This window comes from Methylocystis suflitae (assembly GCF_024448135.1).
In the GTDB taxonomy this organism is placed as follows: domain Bacteria; phylum Pseudomonadota; class Alphaproteobacteria; order Rhizobiales; family Beijerinckiaceae; genus Methylocystis; species Methylocystis suflitae.
Window position 1 is genome coordinate 1 of the sequence record NZ_JAMRYX010000216.1, and the last position, 10816, is coordinate 10816.

The window sequence follows — 10816 nt, forward strand, 5'->3', positions numbered from 1 at the left end:
TCGCGCCGCCTCGAGGCGTCGGCGTCGGCGCGGGTTCGGGCGGCGAGGCCCGCCCGCCGCCGAGCATTTGCTCCAAAATGGAGCCGAGCGCGCCTGAGCTGACGAGCTGGCCGAGCACGCCGCCGAGACCCCGGTTGCTCACATTTTTGAATAATCCGCCGATGAGCACGGAAACGAGCACCGGCAGCAATTGCGAGAGAATGTCGGGACGCAGCCCCGATTCGCGGGCCGCGACCTGCACGATTTGCCCGGCGGCCGCCGGCGAGCCGAAGAGATCTTCGAGCAGCTGTCGCGACTGGGCGAGCGAGTCAGCGTCCTGCGCGGCGCCAGGGTCGTCGAAGGCGGCCGCGCGCAGAGGTGAGGCGATATCGCCCAAGACCTTTTCGAACAGCATCGGCTGTTCGGCGGCGTTGCTCAGACCGACTTCGAGCGCCGGAGAGAGAGCTTTGATGGCGCGGTCCATTTGTTCGTCGGAGAGGCCGAAGCGCTGAGCGAGATTGGAGACCAACTGGCCGCCTTGCGCGGACTGCAAAATCTCGTCGAGATAGGACATGCGCGCAGCTCCGTTCACGCGAGCCCGGAAGGCGAGCCCGCCGTCATGGTGTCACAGTCCGGCGGTCGCGCCAATCGGCGGCGGAGCTGGAAACTTGTTGCGGCGCGCCGGCGTTAGCAGCGCATCGACGGCGTTCGCCCAGGGGGCTTCCGCAGCGGGTCCGCGCCGCGCCGTCGGCTTGACACCGTCGCGCATGCGCGACATTGCTTGCCGGCATTCAGCCGGGTGATCCGGATGGCCGCGTTTGGCGCTTGAGCGGCTCGCCGCCTCGGCGCCGCCTCTGCCAAAGGCGCGAAGATGAACATTCACCCCCGACCGACAAAGCCGCCGCTCAAGATACTGCTTTGCTCGCCGCGGGGATTTTGCGCCGGCGTCGTGCGCGCGATCGACGCCGTCGAGCGGGCGCTGGCCAAGTTTGGCCCGCCGGTTTATGTGCGCCATGAGATCGTGCACAATCGCTACGTCGTCGAATCGCTTAAGGCGAAGGGCGCGGTTTTCGTCGAGGAGCTCGACGAAATCCCCAATACCAACGCGCCGGTGATCTTCTCGGCGCACGGGGTCGCCAAATCAGTTTCGGCCGCAGCGGCGGAACGCGGCCTCCTCGCCATCGACGCGACCTGCCCGCTCGTCACGAAAGTGCATCGAGAGGCGGAAATTCACAGGCGGCGCGGCCGCCGCGTGCTGCTCGTCGGACATTCCGGCCATCCCGAGGTCGTGGGCACCATGGGACAGCTGCCGGAGGGGGCGGTAGTGCTGGTCGAATCCGTGGAGGATATCGATCGGCTCAAACTCGATGACGAATCGAATCTGGCCTATGTGACGCAAACGACGCTGTCGCTCGACGACTCCCAGGAGATCGTCAACGCGCTGATGCGGCGCTTTCCAAAGATCATTGGCCCGCACAAGGAAGACATCTGCTATGCGACCACGAACCGCCAGGCTGCGGTGAAGGAGGTCGCCCCGCATGTCGCGGCCGTGATCGTGGTCGGCTCGCCCAATTCGTCGAACTCGCAGCGGCTGCGCGAGGTGGCCGAACGCGCTGGCGCGCCGGCGCAGCTCGTGCAGGGCCGGGGTGAGATCGACTGGGAGATTTTTGGCAACATATCGTCGCTCGGCATTACCGCCGGCGCGTCGGCGCCCGAAGTTCTGGTCGAGGAGATCATGGACGCATTCGCCGAACGCTATGATATCGTCGTCGAAACCATCTCCAGCGCCGACGAGAACGTGTCCTTCCCTCTGCCCAAGGAGCTGCGGGCGATCGCCTGAGGGCGAGCCCGCAGTGAACGGTCGGCGCCCATGGCCGTCTACACGCTGGTTGACGACGAGGAGCTGATCGCTTTTCTCGCGACATTTGATCTCGGGCCGCTGCTCTCCTGCAAAGGCATCGCCGAGGGCGTCGAAAACTCCAACTATTATCTCCATACCGGCGCCGGCAGCTTCATCCTCACGCTTTACGAGAAGCGCGTCGCTGAAACCGATTTGCCATTCTTCCTGAACCTTATGGAACATCTCGCGGCGCGGGGCGTGACCTGCCCGCTGCCGGTGAAAAACCGCGCGGGGGTGGCGCTAGGGCGCCTTGCCGGCCGACCCGCCGTCATCGTCACTTTTCTGGACGGCTATTCGATCCACCATCCGGAAATCGCGCACTGCGCCGCGCTCGGCGCAATTCTCGCGCAGCTACACCTCGCCGGCGCCGATTTCACGCAGCGGCGCCGCAACGCGCTTTCTGTCGAGGGATGGCGGCCACTTTTTTCGACATGCGCGTCGCGTGCGGAAGAGGTTGCGACGGGACTGCGCGCGCTCGTCGACGCAGAGCTCGATCATCTGGAGCGGAGCTGGCCACGGGACCTGCCGAGCGGCGTCATTCACGCCGATCTCTTCCCGGACAATGTTTTCTTTCTCGGCGAGCGCATCTCGGGGCTGATCGACTTCTATTTCGCCTGCACCGACGCCTACGCCTACGATCTGGCGATCTGTCTGAACGCCTGGTGCTTTGACGCCGAGCATCGCTATCAACCGGAGAAGGGCGCCGCGCTGCTCGACGCCTATCGGCGGATTCGGCCGCTCTCCTCCGCCGAGATCGCGGCCTTTCCGACGCTCGCGCGCGGTGCCGCGCTGCGTTTTCTGCTCACCCGCTACGTCGACTGGCTCAATGTGCCGCCGGGCGCGCTGGTGCGTCCCAAGGATCCGCGCGAATATCTCGCCAAGCTCCGGTTTCACCAGTCCGCCGCAGATGCGCGCGTCTACGGAGTCGGTGCATGACGCTCGGCGTCGAGATCTGGACTGACGGCGCCTGCTCGGGCAATCCGGGGCCAGGCGGCTGGGGCGCGATTCTCCGCTTTGGCGATCGCGAAAGAGAGATCAACGGCGGCGAGCCGCTCACCACCAATAATCGCATGGAGCTGATGGCGGCGATCATGGCGCTTGAAACGCTGACGCGTCCTTGCGCGGTGGATCTGCATACCGATTCGCAATATTTGCGCAGCGGGGTCACCTCATGGATCGCCGGCTGGAAAGCGCGTGGCTGGCGCACCTCCGACCGAAAGCCGGTGAAGAACGTCGATCTGTGGCAAAGGCTCGAAGCGGCGGCGGAGCGGCATGAGGTCGACTGGCATTGGGTCAAAGGCCATTCGGGCCATGACATGAACGAGCGCGCCGACGAACTGGCGCGCGCCGGCATGGCGCCTTTCCTGCCCGGCAGACCGCCTGCAAGCGCGCGCTTTTCATCAAAATAGCCTTGTCGGAGAGCGGTCGAAGCCTATTTCACAATCGACCAGGACTCTTCTTCGCCTTTGGGGAGCGCGGCGCGGCCGCGTTCCCCATTTTGTTTGCCATCATATTGACACGCCGCCGCGCAAAAGGACCATGTGCGGTTGTGTTAAGCGCGTCTTCGCTGATTCTCTTTCGATGGAGGGCAAGACGTCGATGCACCTTCCCAAAAAATGGTGGATTGGACTGCCGGTCCTTTTTGGACTGGGCTATTTTGCGCAAGGCGCTTTGACGCCGCGTCTAGAGGACGATCTGCGCGCTGCTATCTTGCAGCGAGTCGCACAGTCGCCTGACGCGATCGACAGGCCGGAGGTCCGCGTCTCGGGCCGTGATGTCGTCCTTGCCGGCATCTCGCTGTCGACTGATGTGAAAGCTCAGCTTTTGACATCATTAGGCGTTGAAACGCCAGCGCGGCGCATCATTGACGCGACGCAGCCTCTCTCGCGCGCAGCGCCCTTCGTTCTGAAACTCGAACGCCGCGGCGGCAAGGCCATGATCTCGGGCAACGTCCCGCCGACGGGCGCGCGCGAAAGGCTGCGCGCCGAGATCGCCGCCTTAGGCCTGGAAGTGTCGGATTCCGCCGCCTATGCCGACGGCGCGCCGCAATCTTTCCCCGATCTCGCGTCCTTCGCCGTGCGCCGCCTCGCCGAACTCGATCCGGCGACGACGACGATGACCGACGCGACTCTGACTGTTTCCGGCGAAGCGCGCAGCGCTGCCGATTACGAAACGGCGCTCGCCGCGCTCAAGGCGTCGCCGTTCGGCGCGAGCGCGGTAAAAGTTGACGTGTCGCCGCCGCGTGTTTCTCCCTACGTGTTTTCAGCGGCGGCGCGCGATGGCGTCATCAGCCTCTCCGGCCATTTGCCGAGCGACGATCTGCGCAAACGGGTCATCGCTATGGCGGCCTCTGTGGGCGCCGGCGCCGCGGTCAGCGACGCGACCGAGCTTGGCGCCGGCGCGCCGGCCGGAGACTTCGCCGGCGCGCTTGCGTTCGCGGTCAGCGAACTCGGCAAGTTGTCGCAAGGCAAAGTCGCCGTATCCGACGGCAAGATCGTCATCGAAGGGCAGGGGCGCCAGAACATATTGGGCGAGACGATTCGGGCCGACGCGAAAGCGCGGTTGCCTTCGGGATTTGAGATCGCGCGGCTCGACGTCGTGGCGGGTCCGATAGCGCCGTATGTTTTCGGCGCTCAGCGCGCCGGCGGAGACGTTACGCTCACCGGCTATGCGCCGGATGAGGCCGTGCGTAATCGCCTCGTCGAAACCGCGCGCAGGAATTTCTTCGACGCGAAGGTCGTTGACCGGCTCGTCATCGCGAAAGGCGCGCCGCAAAACTTCGCGGAAGCGACGGATCGTTCTCTTGCCGCGCTCGCGCGACTCGACGAAGGCAAGCTCGCGGTCAGTGACTCGAATGTCTCGCTCGCGGGCGTCGCGCGTCATCAGAGCGCGCGCGCAGAGATCGCGGCGAGCTTCGCCGATGCGCTTCCGCAGAGTTTCCGCGGCGAGGCGCAACTGTCGACCCGCATCGTCGGCTCGCCGCTCAATGCAAGCCAGTGCGCCGCGGCGCTCTCCGAGCTTGTCGCCAAATCGCCGATCGTCTTTGCGTCCGATGATTCCGCCATCGCCGCTGAATCCGCGCCTCTCGTCGATGCGATCGCCGCGACGGCGCTGCGCTGTCCGGGCGCAACTCTCGAAGTCGCTGCGCACACCGACAACATCGGCATTGCCGAAGTTAATCTGGGGCGCAGCAAGCGTCGCGCGCAGGCGGTCGTCGAACGCCTGGCGAAGGCCGGAGTCGATCCATTCAAAATAATCGCCGTCGGCTATGGCGGCGAGCGCCCAATCGCTTCCAATGACAGCGACGACAATCGCGCGCGCAATCGCCGCGTCGAAATCGTCGTCAAGTAGCGCCAGAGAAGGAGACTGCCGATGTCCTACTTGCTGACGCTTGGCTGGCCTTGGTTCGCCGCCGCCTGTGCGCTTGGCGCGCTTGCCGGCTATGTGACGACCTCGCGGGCGAAGGACGCCCCTGCAGCGCCCGGCTGGAACCTCATCGCGATCGCCGTGACGCTCGGCGCGGGCGCAGCCGCCTCCTGGCTTGGGCTCCTTGACGGGCGCGCCGCGCTCACGATGGACGTGTTGCTGATCGCGGCGCTCGCTTATCTCATCGGTCTGCCGGTTGGCGGCGCGCTCAAGACGGTACAGGCCGCGCCCGCTTATGCCGCCAAGCGGCCGATCGTTGTACTGCGCGGCGCGACGCGCGACGTTTACGAATCGCCCGTCGCGCTGTCGCCCGAACCGCAAGTCGAAATCGTTGCGACTGCGCAGCCAGCGACGCAGGCGAGCGTTGAGCCGGCGCTGGAGGCGGCGGCTTCAGCCGCCAAGGCGCTGAGCGAAAAAGCCGCGCAAATGCGGGCGCCGAGCGGCAAAATGGCGCCTGGCGCTCCGCCTGCCGCGCTTCCCGCGCCACGCGACGGCGCGGCGGACGATCTTACGAAAATCAAGGGCGTCGGACCAAAGAGCGTCGAGAAGCTGCACGCGCTCGGGGTTTTCCATTATGATCAGATCGCCGGCTGGAGCGACGACAACATCAAATGGATCGAGGCGTCGATCGGCGCGGCGGGGCGTGTGAAGCGCAACGGATGGATCGAGCAGGCGCAAGCGCTGAGCGGCGGCGCCTCGGCTGATCGCAACGCCGACGCGGCATAAAGCGCCGGCAGAAGGACGAGTTCGTGCGTATGCGTTTGGGTCTGAGCTTCGTTCTTATCTGCGTCGCGTCATTGTGCAGCCAAGACCTACGCGCGCAGGACATGCTGCAAGGCGTCGACCTCGCGCAGCCGGCTTATTCCAAGGCTGAATTGACGCGCGCCGACATCGAAGCGGCGCTGCTGCATCGCAAGAGCGGACATAAGATCGATCTTTCGGAAAAGAGCCTCAACGGGCTCGATCTTTCCGGACTCGATCTGCACGGCGTCGATTTTCGCGCGGCCCGCATGAACAAGACATCGCTCGCCGGCGCACGGCTCGACGACGCGATTCTCGATCAGGCCTGGCTGATCGAAGCCGACCTCACCGGCGCATCGCTGAAGGGGGCGCACGCCTTCGCTGCGCAAATGCAGCGTATGCGGGCCGACCGCGCGGACTTTGCGCATGCGCGTCTCGCCGGCGATCTGACCGGCGCATCGGCGCGCGGCGCCAATTTCAGCGAGGCGGATCTCTCCGCCGACATGAAGAACCAATCGATGGGATTGATGCGCGCGGTGCTCCGCTCGGCCATGCTTGAAGGCGCGCGTTTTCACAAGGCCAATCTCGCGAGCGCCGACCTGCGCTTCGCGCGCGCCGCGGGCGCGGATTTTTCCGAGGCGAATCTGAAGGGCGCGGACGCCGCCGGCGCGGATTTGACCGGCGTAAACTGGACCGGCGCCATGACTGACGGTCTCGATCTCGATTCCGCGCAGATCGACGCCGCCGCCGGGAGCGCGCTCGCCGGCGCGCAAAACATTGATCGCGCCCGCGTGAAATGACGCGCGACCTTATCCGCATCGGCGTTGATCTCGGCGGCACCAAAATCGAGGCCATCGCGCTCGACGCCGCGGGCGAGACGCTGGAGCGTCGCCGCGTCGCGACGCCCGCCGACGATTATGCGGCGATCATCGAAGCCGTCGCGACCCTCGTGCGCGAGATCGAATCGAATATTGGGCGGCGCGGCGTCGTGGGCGTCGGCGCGCCTGGCGCGATCTCGACGCATACCGGCCTCGTGAAAAACTCCAACACGGCCGTCGTCAACGGCAAACCGCTCGACGTCGATCTCGCGCAGGCGCTTCGACGCCGGGTGCGGGTCGCCAATGACGCCAATTGTTTCGCGCTGTCGGAGGCGATCGACGGCGCCGGCCGCGGCGCCGGCGTGGTGTTCGGCGTCATTCTTGGCACCGGCGTCGGCGGCGGCGTCATCGTCAACGGAAAGATCCTCGAGGGGCGCAATCGCGTCGCCGGCGAATGGGGCCATACGCCGCTGCCGTGGATGACTGCGGAGGAATATCCCGGGAGCCCCTGCTTTTGCGGGCACAGCGGCTGCATCGAGACGTTTCTTTGCGGCGGCGGACTTTCGCGCGACTATGAGAAGCGCTCCGGCGCGCGCCGCCACGCGGCCGAAATCGCCGCGCTGGCGGAAGCCGGCGACCCCGCCGCGCAGGCAAGCCTCGATTGCTATCAGGACCGTCTGGCGCGGGCGTTGGCGGTGGTCGTCGATCTCATCGATCCTGACGTCATCGTGCTCGGCGGCGGACTTTCCAACATCTCGCGGATCTATGACGGACTCGCGGCGCGCGTGGGAAAGAACGCCGTCACTGACGCCTTCGACACGAAAATCCTGCCGAATGCGCATGGCGACTCGGGCGGCGTGCGCGGCGCCGCATGGCTATGGGGCGCCGGCGAGGCCGACCAATGAGTTGCACATTTGGAGGCCGCCGCGGCGCGCCTCGCGCGCGGCTTGCGTCGGCGCCGTTCCCTCCGGCCTCGCGCCGGTGTATGCCGAAGGAATCGCGGCGGTTGCGGCGAGCGTGAGGGGGAGTTTGCGATGGGCGCCGCCGGAGATCGGCAGAATCACGGGAAGAAGCCGTGCGCCCATTTGGCTTTTCTCGCCTCGGGCGCGCCGGAGGCGGAGGAATCGCGCCAGCGCCTCATTGAAAAATACGGCGACTGCCCGCCTGAGGAGGCCGATTGCATCGTCGCGCTCGGCGGCGACGGCCTCATGCTTCGCACGCTGCATCGGTTCATGGACGCCGGCAAGCCGATCTACGGCATGAATCGCGGCTCGGTCGGCTTTCTGATGAACCAGTATCGCGAGACGGGGCTGCGCAAGCGCATCGCCGAGGCGAAGCCTTCGATCATTCACCCCTTGCTGATGCATGCCGTCAATGTGCGCGGCGACGAGTTCTCGGCGCACGCCATCAACGAGGTGTCGCTGCTGCGCCAGACCTCGCAGATCGCGAAGCTGCGCATCCTGGTCAACGGCCAGGAGCGTTTGCCGGAACTCGTCACCGACGGCGTGCTGGTGTCGACGCCCGCCGGCTCCACCGCCTATAATCTTTCCGCCAATGGTCCGATCCTGCCGCTCGATGCGCCGCTGATGGCCTTAACGCCAATCTCCGCCTTCCGCCCGCGCCGCTGGCATGGCGCTCTGCTGCCCGACCTCGCAAAGGTGCGGATCGAGGTCCTCGAAGCGGCGAAGCGGCCCGTCTCCGTCGTCGCCGATCATGACGAATTCCGCGACCTTGCTTATGTGGACGTAGTGATGGACCACGCCACCAGTCTGGTCCTGCTCCACGATGCTGGCCATTCGCTGGAAGAGCGAATTTTGCGCGAGCAGTTCGGATACTAAGCCCAATGACTGAATCAGCGATCAAACCTTTCCGCCGCCACGTCTTCGTCTGCGTAAACACGCGCGACGGCCGATCCGCCTGCGAGGACCACGGCGCAAAGGAGGCTCTGGCGAAGGTGAAGGAAGCGCTCAAGGCGCTGCCCTTCGCCAAGCGCGACGGCGTGCGCCTGACGCAGTCGGGCTGCCTCGGTCAATGCGAGCACGGCCCCGTCGCGGTCGTCTATCCTGGCGGAAAATGGATCAGCTATGCGTCGGCCGACGAGCTGATCCGCTTCGTTTTGGAGGCGATCGAGGCCCCGGACTGATCAGCGGCCGGGCTGAGCGTGTTAAAAGCGATCCGAGATCTCCAGGAACAAGCCCGGCTCGCATGCGCTCCTGTTTAATCCTTGAGTCCGACGCCAGCGACGAGGAACTCGCCGCGGCGCTCGATTGCGGCGCCGATACGCTTTTGTTGCGGCTTGGCCCCTGCGTGGAAGACGCGGCGCGGCGCGGCGTCCGCGCGCACGCCTGCGCGCTGATCAATGAGTCGCGAGGCAAGGAGGCGCGAGGCAAGGAGGCGCGAGGCAAGCGCGCGGGGCCGAAGCTCTTCGTGGAAGTGGCTCCTCTCGACAGCGAACTCATCGAAGCCGACCTCGACGCGCTGTTCGGCCCGGGACCGGACGGCGTCTTTCTTCCCTCCTGCGACGGCGCCGCGAGCTTGCAGCGTATGGCCGTGAAACTCGCCGTGCGCGAGGCGCAAGCCGGCCTCGCCGATGGCGCGACCAGGATCGGCGCCTTCGCCGGAGGCGCGCCCGCCGCCGTGTTGGCGTTACGTTCCCTTGCCGGCGCGTCGCCGCGTCTCGCGGCGCTGGCCTTCGACGAAGCTGGGCTGCGCGCGGCGCTGGGCCTCGCCTGCGGCGACGGCGCCGCCGTCCAACTGGCGCGCGCGGCTGTCGTTCTGGCGGCAGCCTCGGCGGGCGTTCCGGCGCTCGCGCCGCCCGTGCAAGCCGGGGAAGAGGCTGCCTATGCGGCGGCGCGCCGCCACGGTTTTCAGGGGGCGATGGCGCTTATTCCCGGACAGATAGCGGCCATCCATGAGGTCTTCTCGGGGGGCGAGAATCGACAAAGACCGCAATCGTCGGCATAGACAGGATGATGAAAAAGGTCCGATTGGACGCGCTTGGCCGGGTCGCCGCGGCGGCGCTCGCCGGCGCAGCGCTCCTTCCCCAGCCGACGCATGCGCAGCAACAGCAGCCGCGCCGTCCCCATCCGCCGCATGGCGCCGGCGAGGCGGCGGGGCCCACCGCGCCGCCGACCGAAAGGCGATCCACGCTGCGGCTGAGCGCGACGCTTGCAGCCAATGACCAGCAGCCGGTCCGCTCGGGCCTCGTCTGGCGCGTCTTCGAGGAGGGCGCCCAGCCGGACGGATCGCACAAGCTCGTGGCGCAATCCGAGGAGGCGGTCCCGACGCTGCCGCTGCCTGATGGCTCCTATATCGTCCACGCCGCCTATGGCCTCGCCGGCGTCACGCGCCGCGTCGCCATGGAGGGCGGCAATGTGTCCGAGCGGATCGTTTTAAACGCTGGCGGGCTGAAGCTCATCGACAAGCTGGGCGACGCGCAAATTCCCGCGCAGCGGCTGTCCATTTCGATCTATGTGCCGGAACGCGGCAATTCCGAAGCGAAGCTCATTCTCGCCAACGCCAACGCCGATCAAGTGATCTGCCTCCCGGAGGGCGCCTATCACGTCGTTTCCACTTTGCTCGACACGGGGCAGGGCGCCCAGGGCGGGACGAACCAGACCAACTCCGTGGTTACGGCGGATTTGAAAATACCGGCCGGAAAGCTGATCGAAGCGACCCTGCGCCATCGCGCGGCGACCATGACCTTGAAGCTCGTCAAGCAGCCGGGCGGCGAGGCGCTCGCCAATACGAGTTTCTCGGTGCTCACGCCCGGCGGCGACGTCATCCGCGAGATGATCGGCGCTTTCCCGTCACTCGTTTTGGCCGAAGGCGAATATGTCGCTATCGCGCGCCACGAGGGCAAAACCTATCAGGGAACTTTCCGCGTGCAGTCGACCAAGGACTCGGACGTCGAAATTCTCATGCGCGATCAGCCACACAATCACGCGAACGA

General features: G+C 66.1%; 13 protein-coding genes. 11 read left to right on the forward strand and 2 right to left on the reverse strand.

From position 1 onward, the window contains the following. On the reverse strand, window positions 1-553 hold a 553-nt coding region (locus NEI07_RS16480), incomplete at its 3' end, for a DUF937 domain-containing protein (protein WP_256036041.1). Between the two features lie 51 nt (window positions 554-604). Beyond that, window positions 605-748 (reverse strand): hypothetical protein, encoded by a 144-nt coding sequence (locus tag NEI07_RS16485; protein ID WP_256036043.1) that lies wholly within the window; start codon window positions 746-748, stop codon window positions 605-607. Window positions 749-850: 102 nt separating this feature from the next. On the opposite strand from NEI07_RS16485, the gene ispH reads away from it, so the two are divergent. From ispH to NEI07_RS16540, 11 genes are all read left to right on the forward strand, one after another. Further along, on the forward strand, window positions 851-1819 hold the full coding sequence (gene ispH, locus NEI07_RS16490; RefSeq protein ID WP_256036045.1) for a 4-hydroxy-3-methylbut-2-enyl diphosphate reductase: 969 nt from the start codon (window positions 851-853) through the stop codon (window positions 1817-1819). 30 nt (window positions 1820-1849) lie between these two features. Further along, window positions 1850-2815, forward strand: a complete 966-nt coding sequence (gene thrB / locus NEI07_RS16495; RefSeq protein ID WP_256036047.1) for a homoserine kinase — start codon at window positions 1850-1852, stop codon at window positions 2813-2815. Further along, window positions 2812-3288 carry a ribonuclease HI gene (rnhA, locus tag NEI07_RS16500; RefSeq protein ID WP_256036048.1) on the forward strand — a complete coding sequence of 159 codons (477 nt, stop codon included), beginning with the start codon at window positions 2812-2814 and terminating at the stop codon, window positions 3286-3288. The genes thrB and rnhA overlap by 4 nt, the downstream gene beginning before the upstream one ends. A gap of 190 nt (window positions 3289-3478) precedes the next feature. Beyond that, window positions 3479-5230: an OmpA family protein gene (locus tag NEI07_RS16505; protein WP_256036050.1), complete on the forward strand. Its 1752-nt coding sequence runs from the start codon at window positions 3479-3481 to the stop codon at window positions 5228-5230. Window positions 5231-5251: 21 nt separating this feature from the next. Then, on the forward strand, window positions 5252-6031 hold the full coding sequence (locus tag NEI07_RS16510) for a hypothetical protein (RefSeq protein WP_256036052.1): 780 nt from the start codon (window positions 5252-5254) through the stop codon (window positions 6029-6031). Between the two features lie 29 nt (window positions 6032-6060). Then, window positions 6061-6846, forward strand: a complete 786-nt coding sequence (locus NEI07_RS16515; RefSeq protein WP_256036063.1) for a pentapeptide repeat-containing protein — start codon at window positions 6061-6063, stop codon at window positions 6844-6846. Further along, complete coding sequence (locus NEI07_RS16520; protein WP_256036054.1) at window positions 6843-7769, forward strand: ROK family protein; 927 nt, start codon at window positions 6843-6845, stop codon at window positions 7767-7769. Before NEI07_RS16515 ends, NEI07_RS16520 begins: the two co-directional genes overlap by 4 nt. A gap of 129 nt (window positions 7770-7898) precedes the next feature. After that, window positions 7899-8702 (forward strand): NAD kinase, encoded by an 804-nt coding sequence (locus NEI07_RS16525; RefSeq protein ID WP_256036055.1) that lies wholly within the window; start codon window positions 7899-7901, stop codon window positions 8700-8702. 5 nt (window positions 8703-8707) lie between these two features. Beyond that, on the forward strand, window positions 8708-9007 hold the full coding sequence (locus tag NEI07_RS16530; protein WP_256036057.1) for a (2Fe-2S) ferredoxin domain-containing protein: 300 nt from the start codon (window positions 8708-8710) through the stop codon (window positions 9005-9007). A gap of 62 nt (window positions 9008-9069) precedes the next feature. Then, window positions 9070-9828 carry an aldolase/citrate lyase family protein gene (locus tag NEI07_RS16535; RefSeq protein WP_256036059.1) on the forward strand — a complete coding sequence of 253 codons (759 nt, stop codon included), beginning with the start codon at window positions 9070-9072 and terminating at the stop codon, window positions 9826-9828. Window positions 9829-9836: 8 nt separating this feature from the next. After that, window positions 9837-10816: hypothetical protein (locus tag NEI07_RS16540; RefSeq protein ID WP_256036060.1), on the forward strand; the 980-nt coding region annotated here is incomplete at its 3' end.

Excerpts from the sequence above, each read along its gene's own strand:
- NEI07_RS16485 (WP_256036043.1), bottom strand. The coding sequence starts at position 748 with ATGCGCGACGGTGTCAAGCCGACGGCGCGGCGCGGACCCGCTGCGGAA.
- ispH (WP_256036045.1), top strand. The coding sequence starts at position 851 with ATGAACATTCACCCCCGACCGACAAAGCCGCCGCTCAAGATACTGCTT.
- thrB (WP_256036047.1), top strand. The coding sequence starts at position 1,850 with ATGGCCGTCTACACGCTGGTTGACGACGAGGAGCTGATCGCTTTTCTC.
- rnhA (WP_256036048.1), top strand. The coding sequence starts at position 2,812 with ATGACGCTCGGCGTCGAGATCTGGACTGACGGCGCCTGCTCGGGCAAT.
- NEI07_RS16505 (WP_256036050.1), top strand. The coding sequence starts at position 3,479 with ATGCACCTTCCCAAAAAATGGTGGATTGGACTGCCGGTCCTTTTTGGA.
- NEI07_RS16510 (WP_256036052.1), top strand. The coding sequence starts at position 5,252 with ATGTCCTACTTGCTGACGCTTGGCTGGCCTTGGTTCGCCGCCGCCTGT.
- NEI07_RS16515 (WP_256036063.1), top strand. The coding sequence starts at position 6,061 with ATGCGTTTGGGTCTGAGCTTCGTTCTTATCTGCGTCGCGTCATTGTGC.
- NEI07_RS16520 (WP_256036054.1), top strand. The coding sequence starts at position 6,843 with ATGACGCGCGACCTTATCCGCATCGGCGTTGATCTCGGCGGCACCAAA.
- NEI07_RS16525 (WP_256036055.1), top strand. The coding sequence starts at position 7,899 with ATGGGCGCCGCCGGAGATCGGCAGAATCACGGGAAGAAGCCGTGCGCC.
- NEI07_RS16530 (WP_256036057.1), top strand. The coding sequence starts at position 8,708 with ATGACTGAATCAGCGATCAAACCTTTCCGCCGCCACGTCTTCGTCTGC.
- NEI07_RS16535 (WP_256036059.1), top strand. The coding sequence starts at position 9,070 with ATGCGCTCCTGTTTAATCCTTGAGTCCGACGCCAGCGACGAGGAACTC.